Source organism: Geodermatophilus sp. SYSU D00698, from assembly GCF_054050335.1.
In genome coordinates this window covers 44,280-63,502 of record NZ_JBJGZD010000011.1, presented here as the reverse complement: position 1 = coordinate 63,502, position 19,223 = coordinate 44,280, and the positions used below count along the sequence as shown (strand labels likewise).

At 74.9% G+C, this 19,223-nt stretch carries 17 protein-coding genes and 1 riboswitch; of the genes, 7 read left to right on the top strand and 10 right to left on the bottom strand.

The window, feature by feature from the left end; translation table 11 throughout:
* Position 1 precedes the first annotated feature (1 nt).
* Positions 2 to 433, bottom strand: coding sequence for an SRPBCC family protein (locus tag ACI8AB_RS12055; protein WP_456950322.1), 432 nt, complete (start codon positions 431 to 433; stop codon positions 2 to 4).
* Between the two features lie 156 nt (positions 434 to 589).
* On the opposite strand from ACI8AB_RS12055, the gene ACI8AB_RS12050 reads away from it, so the two are divergent.
* Positions 590 to 2,389, top strand: a complete 1,800-nt coding sequence (locus ACI8AB_RS12050) for an AMP-dependent synthetase/ligase (protein WP_456950321.1) — start codon at positions 590 to 592, stop codon at positions 2,387 to 2,389.
* A 93-nt stretch (positions 2,390 to 2,482) separates the two neighbouring features.
* Here the strand turns inward: ACI8AB_RS12050 and ACI8AB_RS12045 are convergent, their stop codons facing one another.
* The 5 genes from ACI8AB_RS12045 to ACI8AB_RS12025 form a co-directional block, all read right to left on the bottom strand.
* Positions 2,483 to 3,625, bottom strand: coding sequence for a glycosyltransferase family 4 protein (locus tag ACI8AB_RS12045; protein WP_456950320.1), 1,143 nt, complete (start codon positions 3,623 to 3,625; stop codon positions 2,483 to 2,485).
* Positions 3,622 to 4,947 (bottom strand): M48 family metalloprotease, encoded by a 1,326-nt coding sequence (locus ACI8AB_RS12040; protein ID WP_456950319.1) that lies wholly within the window; start codon positions 4,945 to 4,947, stop codon positions 3,622 to 3,624. Before ACI8AB_RS12040 ends, ACI8AB_RS12045 begins: the two co-directional genes overlap by 4 nt.
* Positions 4,948 to 5,116: 169 nt before the next feature.
* Positions 5,117 to 6,298, bottom strand: a complete 1,182-nt coding sequence (locus ACI8AB_RS12035; RefSeq protein WP_456950318.1) for a C40 family peptidase — start codon at positions 6,296 to 6,298, stop codon at positions 5,117 to 5,119.
* A gap of 16 nt (positions 6,299 to 6,314) precedes the next feature.
* Positions 6,315 to 6,492: riboswitch (cyclic di-AMP (ydaO/yuaA leader) on the bottom strand.
* 156 nt (positions 6,493 to 6,648) lie between these two features.
* A complete protein-coding gene (locus ACI8AB_RS12030; protein WP_456903171.1) occupies positions 6,649 to 6,936 on the bottom strand; it encodes a hypothetical protein in 288 nt (95 codons plus the stop codon).
* A 111-nt stretch (positions 6,937 to 7,047) separates the two neighbouring features.
* Positions 7,048 to 8,778: a D-alanyl-D-alanine carboxypeptidase family protein gene (locus ACI8AB_RS12025; protein ID WP_456950317.1), complete on the bottom strand. Its 1,731-nt coding sequence runs from the start codon at positions 8,776 to 8,778 to the stop codon at positions 7,048 to 7,050.
* A gap of 165 nt (positions 8,779 to 8,943) precedes the next feature.
* On the opposite strand from ACI8AB_RS12025, the gene ACI8AB_RS12020 reads away from it, so the two are divergent.
* Positions 8,944 to 10,896 carry a DEDD exonuclease domain-containing protein gene (locus ACI8AB_RS12020; protein ID WP_456950316.1) on the top strand — a complete coding sequence of 651 codons (1,953 nt, stop codon included), beginning with the start codon at positions 8,944 to 8,946 and terminating at the stop codon, positions 10,894 to 10,896.
* A 10-nt stretch (positions 10,897 to 10,906) separates the two neighbouring features.
* Entirely contained in the window at positions 10,907 to 11,191 is a 285-nt protein-coding gene (locus ACI8AB_RS12015; protein ID WP_387989255.1) for an Lrp/AsnC family transcriptional regulator, read from the top strand.
* A 21-nt stretch (positions 11,192 to 11,212) separates the two neighbouring features.
* Here the strand turns inward: ACI8AB_RS12015 and trpD are convergent, their stop codons facing one another.
* Positions 11,213 to 12,271 carry an anthranilate phosphoribosyltransferase gene (trpD, locus tag ACI8AB_RS12010; RefSeq protein ID WP_456950315.1) on the bottom strand — a complete coding sequence of 353 codons (1,059 nt, stop codon included), beginning with the start codon at positions 12,269 to 12,271 and terminating at the stop codon, positions 11,213 to 11,215.
* Entirely contained in the window at positions 12,268 to 12,681 is a 414-nt protein-coding gene (locus tag ACI8AB_RS12005) for a hypothetical protein (RefSeq protein ID WP_387989249.1), read from the bottom strand. The genes trpD and ACI8AB_RS12005 overlap by 4 nt, the downstream gene beginning before the upstream one ends.
* 144 nt (positions 12,682 to 12,825) lie before the next feature.
* On the opposite strand from ACI8AB_RS12005, the gene ctaE reads away from it, so the two are divergent.
* Genes ctaE through qcrB form a run of 4 tightly spaced genes read left to right on the top strand, consistent with a single transcriptional unit; the run spans position 12,826 to position 17,138 of the window.
* A complete protein-coding gene (gene ctaE / locus ACI8AB_RS12000; protein WP_456903167.1) occupies positions 12,826 to 13,440 on the top strand; it encodes an aa3-type cytochrome oxidase subunit III in 615 nt (204 codons plus the stop codon).
* A gap of 7 nt (positions 13,441 to 13,447) precedes the next feature.
* Positions 13,448 to 14,329 carry a cytochrome bc1 complex diheme cytochrome c subunit gene (gene qcrC / locus ACI8AB_RS11995; protein ID WP_387989243.1) on the top strand — a complete coding sequence of 294 codons (882 nt, stop codon included), beginning with the start codon at positions 13,448 to 13,450 and terminating at the stop codon, positions 14,327 to 14,329.
* The gene (gene qcrA, locus ACI8AB_RS11990) at positions 14,326 to 15,438 is read left to right on the top strand and encodes a cytochrome bc1 complex Rieske iron-sulfur subunit (RefSeq protein ID WP_456950314.1); all 1,113 of its coding nucleotides are present in this window, start codon (positions 14,326 to 14,328) and stop codon (positions 15,436 to 15,438) included. Before qcrC ends, qcrA begins: the two co-directional genes overlap by 4 nt.
* Positions 15,438 to 17,138, top strand: coding sequence for a cytochrome bc1 complex cytochrome b subunit (gene qcrB, locus ACI8AB_RS11985; protein ID WP_456950313.1), 1,701 nt, complete (start codon positions 15,438 to 15,440; stop codon positions 17,136 to 17,138). The genes qcrA and qcrB overlap by 1 nt, the downstream gene beginning before the upstream one ends.
* A 730-nt stretch (positions 17,139 to 17,868) precedes the next feature.
* Here qcrB and ACI8AB_RS11980 read toward each other — a convergent pair.
* A complete protein-coding gene (locus tag ACI8AB_RS11980) occupies positions 17,869 to 18,273 on the bottom strand; it encodes a cytochrome c oxidase subunit 4 (protein WP_456950312.1) in 405 nt (134 codons plus the stop codon).
* Between the two features lie 54 nt (positions 18,274 to 18,327).
* On the bottom strand, positions 18,328 to 19,200 hold the full coding sequence (ctaC, locus tag ACI8AB_RS11975) for an aa3-type cytochrome oxidase subunit II (RefSeq protein WP_456950311.1): 873 nt from the start codon (positions 19,198 to 19,200) through the stop codon (positions 18,328 to 18,330).
* Positions 19,201 to 19,223: the final 23 nt, after the last annotated feature.

Genomic DNA, 19,223 nt, shown 5'->3' with positions numbered 1-19,223 from the left:
CTCAGCCCTCGACGCGCTTCTTGAGCTCCTTGAGCGCGGTGTCGAGGATGACCTTCTCCGCGCGGCGCTTCATCATCCCGAGCATGGGGACACCGATGTCCACGGCGAGCCGGTAGGTCACCTCGGTGCCGCCGCCGGTCTCGCGCAGCGTGTACGAGCCGTCCTGCCGCTTCATGATCTTGCTGGTGACCAGGGTCCAGGAGACCTGCCGGTCGTCGTCCCAGGTGTAGTCGAGGACGTACTCGTCGGTGAGGACGGTCGCGTCGATGACGAACCGGACGCGGCGGGCGCGGCCGTCGGGCCCACGCTCCTGCACCTCGACCGTCCGGGCCGCCTTGACCCACTGCGGATACGCCTCGAAGTCGGCGATCACGGCCATCACCTCGGCCGCCGGCGCGGAGACGACGATCGACTGGGTGGACTGCTCCGCCATGCGCCTGAGGCTAGCCGTTCACCCGGAAGACGCAGGGTGGGTGGACCGGGCACGCCTACTCACCGGTAGCCCCAGCCGGTAGATTCGGCGGGACGTGTCCCGCGCGGGGACCGCGGGCAGCGGCGCCCCGGCCGCACGGGGAGGAGAGGACGGAGCGTGCGCGAGTACAGCGTCCCGGCGACGACCGAGGTGGGTGCCTCGGAGGCGCTCACCGACATGCTGGCGGAGAACGTCGCCGAGCACGGCGACGAGGTCGGCCTGCGCAGGCAGCGGGACGGCCGCTGGGTCGACGTCACCTGGCGGGAGTTCGGTGAGCAGGTGGCCGGCGTCGCGAAGGGGCTGGTCGCCGCGGGCGTGCAGCCCGGCGACCGGGTCGCGCTGCAGGCCAAGACCCGCTACGAGTGGACCGTCATCGACTTCGCCATCTGGACGGCCGGCGCGGTCACCGTCCCGGTGTACGAGACCTCCAGCCCCGACCAGGTCGCCTGGATCCTCTCCGACTCCGGCGCGGTCGCCGCGATCGTCGAGAAGGCCGAGCACGCCACCGCCGTCGACTCGGTGCGCGACCAGGCCCCCGACCTCGGCCCGCTGTACGTCATCGAGGACGACGCCGTCGGCACGCTCACCGCCGCCGGTGAGGCCGTCCCCGACAGCGAGCTCGAGGCCCGCCGCGCGACGCTGAACGCCGACAGCCTGGCGACGCTCATCTACACCTCGGGCACCACCGGCCGCCCCAAGGGCTGCGAGCTCACCCACGGCAACTTCCTGTTCGAGGTCGGCAACGGCATGAGCCTGCTCGACCGGTTCATGAACGTGCAGGGCTCGCTGCTGCTGTTCATCCCCCTGGCGCACGTGCTGGCCCGCGTCATGCAGGTCGGCGCGGTGAAGACCCGCACCGTCATCGGCCACACGCCGGACGTGAAGAACCTGGTCGAGGACCTCGGCGGGTTCAGGCCGACGTTCGTCCTGGCCGTCCCGCGCGTGTTCGAGAAGGTCTTCAACCAGGCCAAGGCCAAGGCCGAGGCGGACAGCCCGGTCAAGGGGAGGATCTTCGACCGGGCCGCCCAGGTGGCCGTCGCCTGGTCCCGCGCCCAGGACACCGGCGGCGCGGGCCTCGGCCTGCGCGTCCAGCACGCGGTGTTCGACCGGCTCGTGTACAGCAGGCTGCGCGCCGCTCTCGGCGGCCGCTGCCTCGGCGCCATCTCCGGCGGCGCCCCGCTCGGCGAGCGGCTCGGCCACTTCTTCCGCGGCGCCGGCGTCACCGTCTACGAGGGCTACGGCCTCACCGAGACCACCGCCGCCGCCTCGGTCAACCACGACCGCGCGCTGCGGATCGGCACGGTCGGCCGCCCGCTGCCCGGCGTCTCGTTCCGGATCGCCGACGACGGCGAGATCCTCATCCGCGGCGGCGTCGTCATGCGCGGCTACTGGAAGAACGAGCAGGCCACCGCCGAGGCGATCGACACCGACGGCTGGTTCCACTCCGGGGACATCGGTGAGATCGACGCCGACGGCTTCACCCGGATCACCGGCCGCAAGAAGGAGATCCTGGTGACCGCCGGCGGCAAGAACGTCGCCCCCGCGGTGCTCGAGGACCGGCTGCGCGCCCACCGGCTGGTCAGCCAGTGCATCGTCGTCGGCGACCAGCGGCCGTTCATCGCGGCGCTCATCACCCTGGACGCCGAGGCCCTGCCCGCCTGGCTGGAGAGCAAGGGCAAGCCGGCCGACACCCCGCCCTCCGCGCTGGTCGACGACCCCGAGGTCAGGGCCGAGATCGACGCCGCCGTCGCCGACGCCAACAGGGCGGTGTCCCAGGCCGAGGCGATCAAGAAGTACCGCGTCCTCACCACGGACTTCACCGAGGACAACGGGATGCTGACGCCGAGCCTGAAGCTCAAGCGCGCGGTGGTCATGAAGGAGTTCGACCAGGAGGTCGAGGCCCTCTACAACAGCTGAACCGGATCGTCCGAGCCCCGTCCCGCCGCTGCGTGGGGCGGGGCTCGGTCGTGGCGGGCCGTCGGTCGTGGTGGGGCTCGGTCGTCGCGGGCCTCAGTCGTCGCGGGGCTCCAGGAGCCCGGCGAACTGCGCGGCGATCGTCGTCCACGACCAGCGCCGCTCCACCCACACCCGCCCGGCGGCGCCCATGGCCCGCGCCCGGGCGGGGTCGTCGAGCAGCGCGGTGACCGCGGCGGCGACCGCGTCCGGGGAGCGCGGGTCGGGGACGACCGTGCCGGTCTCGCCGTCGCGCACCGCCTCCGGCGCCCCGCCCGAGGTGCCCGCGACGACGGGCAGCCCGACGGCGGCGGCCTCCAGGTAGACCATGCCCAGGCCCTCGACGTCCAGGCCGCCGCGGCGGGTGCGGCAGGGCATGGCGAACACGTCCCCCGCCGCGTAGTGCTCGGGCAGCCGGTCCGGGGTCACCGGGCCGGTGAGCACCACCGAGTCGCCCAGCCGCCGGTCGGCCACCGCGCGGCGCAGCCGGGCCTCGTCCGGGCCGCCGCCGACCAGCAGGAGCCGCGCGCCCGGGTGCCGCGCGAGGACCTGCGGCCAGGCGGCCACGAGCACGTCCTGCCCCTTGCGCGGCACCAGCCGGGACACGCAGACGACGACCGGCGACTCCCCCAGCCCGTGCCGCCGCCGCACCGCGGTGCCGTCGACCGCGGGGGTGAACCGGTCGACGTCGACCCCGGGCGACAGCTGCGCCAGCCGGGTGCGCCCGCCGAGCGCCGGCTCCAGGCGGCTGCGGGTGTACTCGCTGATGTAGGTCAGCACGTCCAGGCCGCCGGCGATGCGGCGCATGAGCCGGCGGGCGCCGGGCAGCGCCACCCAGCCGGTCTCGTGCCCGTGGGTGGCGCCGACCAGGTGCCGCACCCCGGCGTCGCGGAGGGCGGGCGCCAGCAGGCCCAGCGGCGCGGCCGCGCCGAAGAAGGCGGTGTCGCAGCCGTGCTCGGCGGCCAGGGCCGTCGCGGCCCGGGCGGTCGCCGGCGTGGGCAGCAGCACCGCCGTCCGCTGCCGGACCACCCGGTAGGGCAGCCGCGCGTCGTACGCCTCCCAGCCCGGTGAGCGGGAGGCCAGCACGACGAGGGAGTCCGGCGGTCGGCGCTCGAGCAGCGCCGCGACGAAGGTCTGGATGCCGCCCTGCCGCGGCGGGAAGTCGTTGGTCACGACGAGCGTGCGGCCGCGGTCGCTCACCGGTCGCCCAGCCGCAGCCAGTCCTCGGCCATCGCGACCCGCTCGGCCGCCGTCGGGTGGGAGCCGAAGAACCACTGCCACGGCGCCGGCGGGCTCGGGTCGGAGACGTTGGTCTCGGCCAGCCGGCGCTGCATCTCGATGAACGCGGCGGCGTCCCGGGTGAGGTCGAGCGCGGCCAGGTCCGCCCGGGCCTCGACGTGCCGGGAGACCAGGTTCCGCACCGGCGTCGACACGAGGGACCCCACCGCGACGAGGAGCAGCACCAGCGGCACCACGCGCGGGTCGCCCGCCGAGTCCGCGCCGGCGCGGCGCAGCAACGGCGCCCAGGTCAGGAGCCAGCCGAGCAGGGCGACGGCGGCGGCCGCGCCGAGCGCCCCGATGAGCGTGCCGGTCAGGACGTCGTCGGTGGCCACGTGCCCGAGCTCGTGGGCGACGATCGACTCGATCTCGTCCGGGGGGACGTCGGCCAGCAGCGTGTCGTAGAGCACCACCCGGCGGGTCGAGCCGAACCCGGACACGTAGGCGTTGAGCGACGTCGTCCGCCGGGACGCGTCGGCGACCAGGACGTCCTCGACCGGGGAGCCGCTCTCCTCGGCCAGCCGGAGCAGGTCGGTGCGCAGCTCGCCGGCCGGCAACGGCGTGAAGCTGTTGAACGCGGGCTCGATGACCACCGGGTGGAGGAAGGAGCCGACGACGACCAGCGCGGCCGCGCCGCAGGCCGCCCACGCCCACCAGGCGCGGGGGGCGCGGCGGGCCAGCGCGACGAGCACCAGCAGGCCCAGGGCGGTGAGCCCGGCGTCGATGGCGGTGGAGACCGCGACGTCGCGCAGCCACAGCGGCCAGGAGCGCGTGGACAGCCCGTAGCGGTGCCGCACGACCTCGCCGTAGGCGGAGATCGGCAGCGTCGCCAGCCGGCCGACGACGACCAGCGTGACCGTGCCGAGCAGCACGGTGAGCGGCCAGCGGCGGCCTCCCGCCCGGCCGACCGCGGTGACCAGGCGGCTGCCCAGGCGGGTGAGGCCGAGCAGCGCCGAGACCGCGAGCCCGAGCACCAGGTTGGTCAGCGACGCGGGACGGATGTCGGCGGCGAGGGCCTCGGCGCGGCGGACGACCTCGGCGGGCAGCCCGGCGTCGTCGGTGACCGGGGAGGCGCCGCCGGGCGGGGTGGGCAGCGGCGTCCAGGGCGTCCGGAGCGCGATGACGAGGACGAGCGCCGCGCCGAGCACGAGCGCGACCAGCAGCGCGGCCCGGCGGGAGCCGGTGCGGTCGGGCCGGGTGGCCTCGGGGCCGGGGCGGGTGCTCGTCCCGCCCGCCCTGCCCACCCGGCCGATCCTAGGCGCGCGCCGGTGCCGCACCGTGCGCTCCCCCGGCGGACGCCGAGGGCCGGCGACCCGTCCGGGTCACCGGCCCTCGGCCGCGCGACGTGCTGGAACGGCCTCCCTGCAGGGCCCGCCGCGAGCTCGCGAGCGGTGGGGGCAGGGAGGTCCTCCGTCAGGCGATGCGGCGCATGGCGGTGATGCCGCCCATCGAGTCGACCGACACGACCTTCACCGGCTGCCCCGACGTGGAGGCGTGCACCATCTGGCCGTTGCCGATGTACATCGAGACGTGGCTGACCGGGCTGTAGTAGAAGATCAGGTCACCCGGCTGCAGGTCCGCCCGCGAGACGGCGGTGCCCATGCGCGACTGCATGCTGCTGGAGTGCGGGAGGCTGATGCCGGCCGCGGCGTAGGCGTACTGGGTCAGGCCCGAGCAGTCGAAGGCGTTCGGCCCGCCGGCGCCCCACACGTAGGGGTCGCCCACCTGGGCCAGCGCCGTCTGCACCGCGGTCTGCGCGGCACCGCTGCCGCCGCTGCCCGCCGACGGCGCCGGGGCCGCAGCGGGGGCCGCGGCCTGCGTGCCCGCGGTGGTCGGCGCGCTCTCCTCACCCGCGCCGCCGGGCCCGGCCTGCGCGCCCGCGGCCAGGCCGGCCTCCTGCGCGGCGAGCGCGGCTTGCCGCTGCGCCTCGGTGAGCGCCGCGAACTGCGCCTGGTAGTCCGCGATGTCGCCCTGGAGTTGCGCCTCCTGGGCGCTCAGGTCGTCGAGGGTGCGCTGCGCCCCGGTCTCGGCGGCCTCGGCGTCGGCCTGCGCCTGCCGGGCGGCGGCGGCCGCCTCGTTCACCTGGTCGAGGACCGAGGTGGTGTGGTCGGCGATCTGGCCGAGGGTGGCCAGCGAGGCGACGAAGTCCTCGGCCGAGTCGCTGGTCATCAGCAGGTCGAGCCCGGCGAAGCCGTCGCCGTTGCCGGCGGTGTAGGCGCTGCGGGCCACCTCGCGGATCCGGCCGTCGAGGTCCTGCAGCCGGTCCTGCGCCTCGGCGGCGGCCCGGTCGGCCTCGTCGGCGGCGGCCTGCTGCTGGGCGAGTACCTCGCGGGCCTCGTTGACCTGCTCGGTGACGACCTCGAGCCGGTGACCGGCCTCGGCGGCGAGCTGGGCGGCCTGCTCCGGGGTGCCGGCCCGCTCGGGGTCGGCGGCCGCGGTGCCGGACAGCAGGGTGAGGGTCAGCGCGGCGGTGGTGCCGACCAGGGTGACCCGGCCGAGGCGGCGGGCCCGCGACGGGCGGTGCGGGCCGGCGATCCGGGTGGTGGGTGTGGACTTCTCGCGTGCATGCCCCAGGGCAGGGCGGGGGGTCGCCACGGGCGGCGGCTCTCCGTTTCTTCCTCAGCAACCGCCTACCGAGTTAGCTGACGGGTTCGGGCTGGGAAGACGTGCCCTATCTCCGCGCCCCGGTCGGGACCGGCGCGCGAGAACTCACCCCAGTGCTGCGGTGGGTCCCCGGCTCACCTCGCGCACCTCCGGGAGGGCGTCCGGTGACTCGGCGGTGTCGGCCGAGGTCACCCTGCGTCGGGTGACGACCACCCGGCCGGACGGCGCCACAGTACGGACGTGATGCAGTTGTGACAAACGGGAGGTGCGGGAACTGTGAGAACACACACGGTCAGCAGCCGCGCCACTCCGGTGCGTACCCGATCGGGTGTCCGCGCCGGTCAGCCCGTGCGCCGGCGCCCGTCCCGCGACGGCCGGTGCCGCAGGGGTGGCACCAGGCCGCCCTCGGCCAGCGCCCGCACGGCCCGCCGCTCGACGTCGTCGAGCTCCACGACCACGCCCGGGCGCGGCAGTGCGCCGTCCGCCGTCCGGGCCGCCGGGACGGGTGGCACCGGCAGCAGCACGGGGCCGGTGTCCCGCTCCGCGGGCGGGGCGCCCAGCAGGGCGGTGACGACGCAGTCGGCGCAGCCGGCGCCGCGCGCGGTGCACGAGTCGCAGTCGATGAGCATGGCCGTGTCCCTCCGGTTCTCCGGCCGCGCCGCCCGGTGCCGGGCCGCGGTCGGGACGGGTCTCCCTGTCGGTTGACCAGCACGCTAGGGACGGCCACCGACAGTCCCGGCTCAGCCGCCCGCGTACTCCCAGTGCCAGGGCTCCTCGCGGCCGTTGCCCGGGTCGGCCCAGGTCGGGTGCAGCCACCCGAACCGGCCGGCGTTGGCGACCATCCACGCGTACTGCGGTGTGCCGAAGCCGTCGATGCCGCCGCACAGGTCGACCGCCAGCCCCCAGCCGTGGTTGCTGGTGCCCGGGACCGCGGCCAGCGCCGGCTTCTCCCCGTACAGGCGGACCTGGCCGGCGTAGGTGCGGTAGGAGTCGGTGATGCAGATCGGCTGCCCGAACGCCGACGCGAACGCCGCGCTCATCGCCCGCCAGGCCGCCGCGGCGTCGCAGCGCAGCGAGTGGCCGCCCACCCCGATCGGGCACAGCGCGCTCGGCGGGATGAGGCCGTTGGGGTAGCCGCCCCAGGCCCGGGCGCCGTCGAAGCTCGGCGGGTAGACGGTGTTGCCGCACTCGACCCGCAGGGCTCCGCCGACCGGACCGGGGGCGGGCACCTCCGGCCGCGGGCCGAGGCTCGGCCGCCCGACGTGGACCACCTGGTCGGCCGGCAGCCGGCGGACGACGACGGCGCCGGCCCGGGCGTCGGCGGCGAGCACGGTCTGCGCGTCCAGCGCGATGCCGACGTGCCCCAGGCCCGCCTCGGGGGTCCCGAGGAAGACCAGGTCGCCGGGCAGGACGTCGGCCGGGTCGACGGGCGTGCTGACCGCGAACAGGCCGGCCTGGTCGGCGGGCAGGTCGATGCCCGCGTCCCGGTAGACGGTGGAGACCAGCGAACCGCAGTCCCAGGAGTCCGGGCCGGCCGTCCCCGGCGCGTAGGGCCGGCCGAGGGCGTCCATGGCCGCGGTCACCGCGGCCAGCGTCTCGGCGGGCAGCACGAGCAGCGACACCGGCCGGCGCGGCAGCTGCGCGGCGCCGCGCTGGGCGCCGCCGGCGGCCGCGCCGATCGGGGTGAGCCCCGCGGGCAGGCCCCGGACCGGGTCGAGCAGCTCGGCCGCCGGCGGCGCGGTCACCCCGGCCTCGCGCAGCTGGCCGAGGTAGGCCCGCCAGTTGGCCGCCGTCTGGGTGTTGACGTCCACCTGCTGGCGCTGCAGGTCCGACAGCTGCCGGTCGACGTCGCCGAGAGCGACGTCGAGCTCCGCGGTGACCGCGTCGGCGGAGGCCTCCAGCTCGGCCACCTCCGCGGCCAGCCGGTCGGCCTGCTGCCGCGCCTCGGCGAGGACGGCGTCGGCGGAGGCCTGCCGGTCGACCGCGGTCCGCCGCTGCTGCTCGGCGGCACCGACCACCTCGGTGGTGTGCGCGTCGACGGCCTCCAGGTAGCCCAGCGCCGCGACGACGTCGGCCGGGTCGCCGCCGGTGAGCAGCACGGTCAACGGGGTCAGCGCGCCGCCGTCGCGGTAGACCGCCGACGCGTACCGCGCCACCACCGACCGGTGCTGCGCCAGCTCGCCCTCGGCGGCGTCGACCGTGGCGCGGGCGGCGTCGACGTCGGCCTGCGCGTCGGCCAGCTGCTGCCGGGCGGCGGCCACCTCCGTCTGCCGCTGCTGCAGGTCGGCCTGGACCTCGGCGGCGCGCCGCTGCAGCCGGTCCAGCGCCTCGCTGTCGAGGACCCCGCTGGTCCCGCCGGGCTGGTCGCTGGGCGCGGCGGCCGCCGGGGCGGCGAGCAGGACGGCCGCCACCGCCGCGACCAGCACGGACACCACGCCCCGCCGGGTGCGCCCCAGGGAACGCGCGCGCATCGGACCACCTCTGCAGTTCCGGACCCCGCCGGTCCGCCCGGGGATCGTCATCTCCGCGGAGCCGCTGCCGCAAGCGCGACGCGCCCCGCCGGTCCCCCGGTCGGGCGAGGCCTCCCCCGGGCGCGCGTCCCCGGGACTGTCCGACCCCCGGCCTACCGTCCCGCCGTGCTCTTCCCCGCCAGCGGCACGGGCTCCTCGGTGCCGCGCCACGAGCAGGCACCCGCCCACGGCGCGCGGCCGCTCCCCCGCAGCCCCTACGTCCAGGCGAGCATCGACGACCTCGGCACGCCACTGGCCGGCGTCACCTTCGTCGTCGTCGACCTGGAGACCACCGGCGGGTCGCCGAAGGACAGCGCGATCACCGAGATCGGGGCGGTCAAGGTGCGCGGCGGCGAGGTGCTCGGGGAGTTCCAGACGCTGGTCGACCCCGGCTGCGAGGTCCCGCCCTACATCAGCGTGCTCACCGGGATCACCACGGCGATGGTCGCCACCGCCCCGCGGATCGACGCCGTGCTGCCGGCCTTCTTGGAGTTCGCCCGCGGCGCCGTCCTCGTGGCGCACAACGCCCCCTTCGACCTGGGGTTCCTGAAGGCGGCCTGCGAGCAGACCGGCACGCCGTGGCCCGCGGCCGCCTCGGTCGACACCGCGGTCCTCGCGCGGCGGCTGCTCTCCCGCGACGAGGTGCCCAACTGCAAGCTCGCCACCCTGGCGCCCTACTTCTCCGCCTCCACCTCGCCCTGCCACCGGGCCCTCGACGACGCCCGGGCGACCGTCGACGTCCTCCACGGCCTGTTCGAACGACTCGGCCCGCTCGGGGTGACGTCGCTGGAGGAGCTGCACGGGCTCACCCGCCAGGTCGACCCCGTCCGCAGGGGGAAGCGCCACCTGGCCGACGGCGTCCCGTCCGGCCCGGGCGTCTACGTCTTCCGCGGGCCGCGCGAGGAGCCGCTGTACGTCGGGACGTCGAACGACCTGCGCACCCGCGTCCGCAGCTACTTCTCCTCCGGGGAACAGCGCAGCCGGATGACCGAGATGGTGGCGCTGGCCCAGCGCGTCGAGGCCGTCCCGTGCGCGCACGACCTCGAGGCCGCCGTCCGGGAGCTGCGGCTGATCGCCGAGCACAAGCCGCGCTACAACCGCCGCTCCCGCTTCCCCGAGCGCGCGCTGTGGCTGCGGCTCACCGAGGAGCCCTTCCCCCGGCTGTCGACCGTGCGGCGGGTCCGCCCCGACGCGGGGCTCTTCCTCGGCCCGTTCGCCGACCGGCGGGCCGCGGAGATGGCCACCGCCGCCATCCACGAGGCGCTCCCGCTGCGGCAGTGCACCGCCCGGCTGTCCCCGCGGGTGCGCACGAGCACCTGCGCGCTGTTCGGCATGGGGCGCTGCGGCGGCCCGTGCGGGGGCCACCAGTCGGTCGAGGAGTACGCCGCGGTCGCCGCGGTGCTGCGCGCGGCGGTGGCCGGCGACCCGAGCGCCCTGGTCGCGCCGCTGCTGGACCGGGTCGACCGGCTGTCGGCCGCCCAGCGGTTCGAGGACGCCGGGGTGCTGCGCGACCGGGTCGCGGTCCTCGTGCGCGCGGTGCGCCGGCGGCAGCGGCTGGAGTCGCTGGCCGCCGTCCCGGAGATGGTCATCGCCCGGCCCGACGGCGCCGGCGGGTGGGCGCTGTCGGTCGTCCGGAGGGGGCGGCTGGTCGCGGCCGGGTGCGCGCCGCGCGGGACGTCGGTCCGCGACACCCTCGCCGTCCTGCGCGCCACCGCCGAGACCACCCCCGACGACGGCGGGCTGGCCGCCACCGTCGACGAGACCGAGCTGGTCATGCGGTGGATGGAGAAGCCCGGCACCCGGCTGGTCGAGGTCACCGGCACGCTCGCCTGCGCCGCGCCGGGCACCGGCGGGCTCAGCGGGTTCCTCGCCCGGGTGGAGGCCGGCCGGGCACTGCGCGACCCCTTCCACGACGGCCGGCAGCTGGGCACCCGCACCCGCCCCGAGCGTGTCTCCCCCGAGGGTCCGGCCGCCGCGGGTCCGGCGCCCGGCGGCCCGGTGACGTCCTGGAACGGCCCTCCTGCAGGGGCCCGCGCCGAGCGGAGCGAGGCGTGGGGGGCAGGAGGGCCCTTCAACTAGCATCCGGGGCGTGATCACCGCCATCGTGATGATCGACGCGGCCACCGACGCGATCCCCGAGGTGGCGGCGGCGATCGCCGACCTCGACGGCGTGAGCGAGGTCTACTCGACCGCCGGGGAGGTCGACCTGATCGCGATCGTGCGGGTCCGCGAGTTCGACCAGGTGGCCGAGGTGATCGCCGGGCGCGTCAACAAGGTGCCCGGCGTGCTGGAGACCGAGACGCACATCGCCTTCCGCGCCTACTCGCGGCACGACCTGGAGGCGGCGTTCTCGCTGGGCCTCGAGAACCAGTGACTCGAGGGCGGGTGACCGGCCTCAGCGGCCGGCGGCCTCGCGGCTGACGGCCACCCACCGGTCCAGCAGCGCGGCGGCCCGGCCGTCGTCGACCGCGGCGGCGGCCCGCTCGATCCCCGCGCCGAGCAGGTCCCCGAGCTCGCCGCCGCGCTCGTCGAAGGCGGCCAGCGCCGCGGCGGCGTTGAGCAGGACGGCGTCGCGCACCGGTCCCCGCTCGCCGTCGAGCACCCGCCGGAAGACCGCCGCGTTGTGCGCCGGGTCACCGCCGCGCAGCGCGTCCGGCCCCGCCGGGGCGATGCCCAGGGCGGCCGGGTCCACGCGCCCGGGCGCCACCGCGCCGTCGCGGGCCACCCACACGCTCGACGTCGTCGCGGTGGTCAGCTCGTCCAGCCCGTCGTCGCCGCGGAAGACCAGCGCACGGGCGCCGCGGCCGGCGACCACCTCGGCGAGGACCGGCGCCATCCGCGGGTCGGCGCAGCCGATCGCGGCGGCCACCGGCCGCGCCGGGTTGGTCAGCGGCCCGAGGAAGTTGAAGACGGTCCCGATGCCCAGCTCCCGCCGCGGCGCCGCGGTGTGCCGGAAGCTGGGGTGGAACACCGGCGCGAAGAAGAACCCGATGCCGGCCTGCTGCACGCAGCGGGCGACGGCCGGGGCCGGCAGGTCGATGACGACGCCCAGCGCCTCCAGCACGTCGGCGGCCCCCGAGGACGACGACGCGGCGCGGTTGCCGTGCTTGGCCACCGGCACCCCCGCGGCCGCGGTGACGACGGCGGCCATCGTCGAGATGTTCACCGTGTGCGCGCCGTCGCCGCCGGTGCCGACGACGTCGACGGTCGGGACCGGCACCTCGACCGGCGTCGCGCGCTCCAGCATCGTCGCGGCGAGCCCCGCGACCTCCTCCGGCGCCTCGCCCTTCGCGCGCAGGGCGACCGCGAAGCCGGCCACCTGCGCCGGCGTCGCCTCGCCGGACATCACCTCGCGCATCGCCCAGGCCGTGTCCGCGGCGGTGAGGTCCTGGCGGGCCAGCAGGCGCGTCAGCAGGCCGGGCCACGTCGGCCCGGCGGTGGTGCCCGCGCTCACCGCGAGACGGGACGGCGGCCCGCGTGCGCGCGCAGCAGGCCGGCGACGACCTCGGGGGCGACCAGCGGGTCGACCGGGAACGCGAGCGTCGCGTCGGCCTGCGACCAGTGGGCCAGCCAGCGGTCGGGCTGGCGGGCGATCAGCACGCACAGGGCCGGCCGGTCGGCGACCTCGACGGTCAGCTGCCGGGCCAGCGCCAGGCCGCCGGTCGGCTGCGCCTCGCCGTCGAGGATGCACAGGTCCACGCCGCCGCCGTCGACGGTGTCGACCACGTCCTCGCCGGTGGCGCACTCGATCCAGGTCAGCGGCCCGACGTCGGGCGCCGGCCGGCGGCCGACGGCGGTCCGGACGGCCTCGCGGACCTCGGGCCGGGAGCTGTAGACCAGGACGGTGGCCGGCGCGTCGCTCACGCCCGGCAGCCTAGTGCCCGGGCGGCTCCCGTCCGGGTCGACGCGGACCCCCGTCCGGGGGACGGTCTCGGGCCGGTCACGGCGCGGCCACGCCGTGCCACCCACGGTCTGTGCACGTCGGCGGCCGATGCCATGATGGGCGGCGTGACAACGGCCCCCGTGGCGAGCAGCACCTTCGACACCTCGCGGGTGCACTCCCTGACCCGACCGAACATGGTCAGCGTCGGCACGATCATCTGGCTCTCCAGCGAGCTGATGTTCTTCGCCGGGCTGTTCGCCATGTACTTCACCGCGCGGGCGCGCTCGACCGAGGGCTGGCCCCCGGAACCCACCGAACTGAACCTGCCGTACGCGCTGGTCTTCACCCTGATCCTGGTGGCCTCCTCGGTCACCTGCCAGATCGGCGTGTTCGCGGCCGAGAGCGGCAACGTCTACGGCCTGCGCCGGTGGTTCACGATCACCTTCGTCATGGGGCTGGTCTTCGTGCTGGGCCAGGCGAACGAGTACCGGGTGCTCGTCACCGACCACGCGACCACCATCTCGAGCAGCACCTACGGCTCGGTCTTCTACCTGACGACCGGCTTCCACGCCCTGCACGTCATCGGCGGCCTCGTGGCCTTCGTCTACGTGCTCATCCGGTCCACCATGGGCCGCTTCACGCCGGCACAGGCGACCTCGGCGATCGTGGTCTCCTACTACTGGCACTTCGTCGACGTCGTGTGGGTCGGGCTCTTCGCCACGATCTACCTGATCCGCTAGGGAACCGGTGTCCACCACGAACCCGCAGTCCGACACCCTGCCCGACGAGGAGCCGCGGCGGTCGCGCTGGTCGCGCCGCCGTCCGGCCGAGGGGACCCCGGCCGCCGCCGCCCGCGCCCGCCGCCGCTCCAAGCAGCGCCGCCGGATCGGCAACGTCGCCGCGCTCATGGCCGGGCTGGTCCTGACCGGCGCGCTCTACTCGACCCTCGCCCCGGGCGCCCAGGCCGCCGACGAGGGCAGCGAGTCCAGCGCCGAGGCCGCCGGCCGCGAGCTGTACGAGCGCAGCTGCATCAGCTGCCACGGCGAGAACCTCGAGGGCGTGCCCAACCGCGGCCCGTCGCTCATCGGCGTCGGCGAGGCCGCCGTCTACTTCCAGGTGCACACCGGCCGCATGCCGCTGGTGCGCCAGGCGGAGCAGGGCCCCGACAAGCCGGCCGTCTTCTCCGACGAGGAGATCGACCAGCTGATGGCCTACGTCCAGGCCAACGGCGGCGGCCCGACCCTCCCCTCCGGGGACCTGCGCGACGGCGACCTGGCCGCCGGCGGTGAGCTGTTCCGGCTCAACTGCTCGCAGTGCCACAACTTCGTCGGCCAGGGCGGCGCGCTCTCGTCCGGCAAGTACGCGCCCAGCCTCGAGGACTCCAACGACCTCGAGATCTACACCGCCATGCTGACCGGCCCCGAGAACATGCCGGTCTTCGGGGACAACCAGATCACCCCCGAGGAGAAGCGGGCGATCATCAACTACGTGCAGACGATCACCGACATGCCCGACCCGGGTGGCGCGGGCATCGGCCGCATCGGCCCGGTCAGCGAGGGCCTGGTCATCTGGACCGTCGCGATCTCCGCGCTGATGTTCGGGATCTTCTGGATGGGGAGCAAGGCGTGACCACGCACGACACCCGCCCCGGCTCGACCGGCGGGGCGGACACCCCGGGCCCGCTGCACGGCGGCCCGGACGACGACTACACCCCCGAGCAGCTCGCGGCACTCCCCCGCGAGGAGCTCGACCGCCTCGGCGCCCGGTACGACGGCGTGCAGATCCTGCACGTCGAGCCGGGCCCCGAGCCGGGGTCGGCGATCGAGCGGCGCGCCGTCCGCCAGGTCGGCCTGATGTTCGGCCTCGCCGGGCTGTCGGCGTTCGCCTTCGTCGTCGTCTACGCCGGCGCCGGCTGGTTCCTGCCCGACTGGCAGTGGGAGCTGGGCAGCAGCACCTTCAGCACGCTCTACACCCCGCTGCTCGGCGCCCTCATGGGCCTGGCGTTCACCTTCTTCGGCGTGGGCCTGGTCCTCTACACGAAGAAGCTGCTGCCGCACGAGACGGCGGTGCAGGACAAGCACGACGGCTCGCACTTCGACCGCGTCACCACCGGCGCCACCCTCGTCGGCGGGCTGCACAACAGCGGCCTGAAGCGGCGCAAGCTCCTCACCCGCAGCCTCCTGTTCATGGGCGGCGGCCTGGGCCTGATGCTGGTCGCCCCGCTGGGTGGCCTCATCAAGAACCCGAACCGGGGCAACCCGCTGGGCACCACCGAGTGGGCCGAGGGCGTCCGCCTCGTCCGCGACGACGGCACCCCGATCCGGCCCGGTGACCAGGTGCCCGGCTCCCTGGAGACCGTCTTCCCGGCCGTCCCCGGCGGGAACCGGCTGTCCGACGCCGCCACGATGCTCATCCGGCTGCGCCCCTCGCAGCAGGAGGAGTCGGTTCCGCGGCAGGGCCAGGAGGACTTCGGCTACGGCGACTACGTCGCCTACTCCAAGATCTGCACGCACGCCGGCTGCCCGGTGTCGCTGTACGAGCAGGAGACCAGCCGGATCCTCTGCCCGTGCCACCAGTCGCAGTTCGACGTCACGCAGGGCGCCAAGCCGGTCTTCGGGCCCGCCACCCGCTCGCTCCCGCAGCTGCCCATCACGGTCGACGACGAGGGATTCTTCGTCGCGCGCAGCGACTACATTGAAGCCGTGGGTCCCACCTACTGGAACCGGGAGCGCATCTGATGGCTCGCACCGCCACCGCGCCGGGAGCGCCCACCACCCGCATCGGCAAGGCCGCTCTCGAGGTCGACGACCGTCTGATCGTCGCCGGCTGGACCCGCCGGACGCTGAACAAGGTCTTCCCCGACCACTGGTCGTTCCTGCTCGGGGAGATCGCGCTCTACTCGTTCATCATCCTGCTGCTCACCGGCACGTACCTGACGTTCTTCTTCCAGGCCTCGATGACCGAGGTCACCTACGACGGCTCGTACGCGCCCCTGCGCGGCGTGCACATGTCGATCGCCTACGCCTCGACGCTGGACATCTCCTTCGACGTCCGCGGCGGCCTGCTCATGCGGCAGATCCACCACTGGGCGGCGCTGCTGTTCATGGCCGCGATCGTCTGCCACATGCTGCGGATCTTCTTCACCGGCGCCTTCCGCCGGCCGCGCGAGACCAACTGGCTCATCGGTGTCGCCCTGCTGATCCTCGGCATCTTCGAGGGCTTCGCCGGCTACTCGATGCCGGACGACCTGCTCTCGGGCACCGGCCTGCGGATCATGTCGGCGATCATCCTGTCGATCCCGGTCGTGGGCACCTGGGTCCACTGGGCGGTCTTCGGCGGCGACTACGTCGGCGAGCTGATCGTCGGGCGGCTCTACATCGCCCACGTGCTGCTCATCCCGGCGATCATCCTGGCGCTGATCGCGGTGCACCTGCTGATCCTGGTCAAGCAGAAGCACACCCAGTTCCCCGGCCCGGGCCGCACCGAGCACAACGTGGTCGGCAACCGGCTGTTCCCGACCTTCGCCGGCAAGGCGACCGGTCTGCTGCTGGTGGTCTTCGGTGTCTGCGCAGCCCTCGGTGGCCTCGTGCAGATCAACCCGGTGTGGCTGTGGGGCCCGTACAACCCGGCGCAGGTGTCCTCGGCGTCGCAGCCCGACTGGTACGTCATGTTCCTCGACGGCTCGACCCGCCTGTTCCCGGCCTGGGACATCTACCTGCCGGGCAACTACAACATCCCGGCGCTGTTCTGGCCGACGGTCGTGCTCCCCGGCATCATCTTCACGCTCCTGCTCGCCTACCCGATGCTGGAGCGGAAGCTGACCGGCGACACCGCCTCGCACCACCTGCTCCAGCGCCCGCGCGACGTGCCCGTGCGCACCTCGCTCGGCATGATGGCGATCGCCTTCTACGTGGTGCTGCTGCTGTCGGGTGCGAACGACGTCATCGCCGACAAGTTCCAGATCAGCCTCAACGCGATGACCTGGATCGGCCGCATCGGCCTGATCGTCCTGCCGCCGATCGCGTACGTGCTCACCTACCGGATCTGCCTCGGTCTGCAGCAGCACGACCGCGAGGTCCTCGAGCACGGCATCGAGACCGGTGTCATCCGCCGGCTGCCGCACGGTGAGTTCATCGAGGTGCACCAGCCCCTCGGCCCGGTGGACGCGCACGGCCACAGCCAGCTGGCCTACGGCGGTGCTCCGGTGCCCAAGAAGATGAACCAGGTCGGTGGCGCCCGCCGCGCCATCCGCGGGTTCTTCTCGCCGATCGAGGAGCCGACCGCGGTGGAGCTCGAGCAGCGCGGCGAGGAGCGGGGCCTGTCCGCGGCCGAGCCGGGCCGCGAGCTCACCACCAGCGGCCGTCCCGCCGACGGCGGGCGCCCGGCCGAGGGCGGACGCCCCTCCGAGGGCGGACGCCCGCAGGAACCGCGCGACTGACGCGACGCACAGCGCACGCAGGGCCCCGGTGGAGCACTCCACCGGGGCCCTGCTGCATCTCCGGGCACGAGTGCGCCCACACGAGGCGGCCACGCCGAGCCCGGGCGCGGCGCCCCTGGCCGCACGACACCAGGGCGGTCCCCGGGCAGCCCGGGCCGGTCCCCCGGGCAGCCCGGGCGGCGTCGGCCGCGACGAGGGCCCTGGGCGGGACCGCGGGCGGCGGACCCGCACGGCGTCGACCGGGACGACGGTCCCGCGGCCGGCGTGACGGCACGGGGGCGCAGGAAGCGCCGGGGGCCCGTGCGGCCTCCGGTCGCCCGCGGCGGCGACGGCGGTCGTCCTCCGCCCGTCGCGCCGTGTCGGAGGACGGCACGCGGGCCACTCCCCCACCGCGGCGAGCGGCGATCGCGGCCGGCCGCAACGCCCGCCCGTCGCGGCCGGATGCTTCCTCCCGGCGACGGCCACCGCGCTCCGCCCCGTGCATCGTCGGCCCGGACCGGTGGCCGCTCGTCGGCGGCCCCCGGCGGGCACGGGGCAGGGGTGACCGCGGACGCTGCCACGGCGGCCACACGGCGTTCCCGGAGCGCCCGGGAGGCCGGCCCGGACCCCGTACGCGACGCCCCGTGGGGTGGATCCCCGGCCGCCACGGAGCCGCCGGCGTCCCGGCGCCGCGAACGCACGAGGGCCCCCTCCCGCGGTGCGGGAGGGGGCCCTCGTCAGCGAGCGGCCGTCAGCTGGACTGCGCGTTCTGCCCGACGTAGAACTCGAACAGCAGGCCGCCGATGGTCACGAGCAGGCTCACGACCCCGATGATGATCAGCCAGTCGTACCAGAAGGCCAGGCCGAGGCCCGTGACGGCCGCGGCCGAGGCCAGGCCGAAGGGCCAGTAGCTGGCCGGGGGGAAGAAGCCCAGCTCGCCGGCGCCCTCGGCGATGTCGGCGTCCTTGCGGTCCTCGGGGCGGGCGTCGATGCGGCGGGAGATGAACCAGAAGAAGCCGCCGATGAGGCCGGTGAGTCCTCCGGACAGGATCAGCGCGGTGGTGCCGATCGGCTCCTGCGACCAGAAGCCGTAGACGGCCGCGGCGACGATGCAGAACACCGCGATGAGGTTGAAGATGAGCGCCTCGACCTTCACGGCCGTCCTCCCTGCGCAGCGTCGGTGCGGTGGTCCTCGGTGCCGGCGGACACGTCAGTCGGCCGCACGCTGGTAGTAGCCGTCGCCCACGCGGAACGGCCGGGTCGTGGTGGCCTCGCCGTCCTGGCCGATGCTCTCGAGCGCCTCGCGGGTGCTCTGACCCGCCTCACGGGCGGCCAGGTAGGCCTCGTAGTCCTCGGCGCTGACGATGCGGACCTCGAAGTTCATGTACGCGTGGTACGAGCCGCAGAGCTCCGCACAGCGCCCGACGTAGGCACCCGTCTCGTTCGGGTGCAGCTCGAAGACGTTGTCCCGGCCGTTCTCGTTGCCCGGGATGACGTCGAGCTTGAAGAGGAACTCCGGCACCCAGAACGAGTGGATGACGTCGGCGGAGGCGACCTCGAAGCGGATGTCCTGGTCGACCGGGAGCACGAGGATCGGGATCTCGTCGGTCGAGCCGACCGTGTTCACCGGCTCGCCGTCGGGACCGGTGGTCTCCGGGTAGACGAACTGCCAGTTCCACTTGAAGGCGTTGACCGCGATCGTCGTGTCCGGGTCGTCGCTGCGCTTCTGCACGTCGTTCTGCACCGAGGTGGTGAAGAAGAACAGGGCGGCGATGATGATGAACGGGAAGATGGAGTACGCGATCTCCAGCGGCAGGTTGTACGCCGTCTGCCGCGGCAGGTCGTCGCCCTTCTTCCGGTGCACGATCACCGACCAGATGATCAGTCCCCACACGATGAAGCCGACGATCAGCGCCGCGATGACCGACCCGGTCCACAGCTGACGGATCGCCGTGGCTTCCTCGGTCACGCCCTCGGGGAACCCGAAGCGCCAGAACTCGTTGTTGAGGTCGCACCCGGTGAGGGTGAGCACCCCCAGGAGACCGAGCGCGGCGACCCGCGCGAGCCTGCTGCGTCGAGCCACTGCTCGCTGCCTCCTCGTCCTCC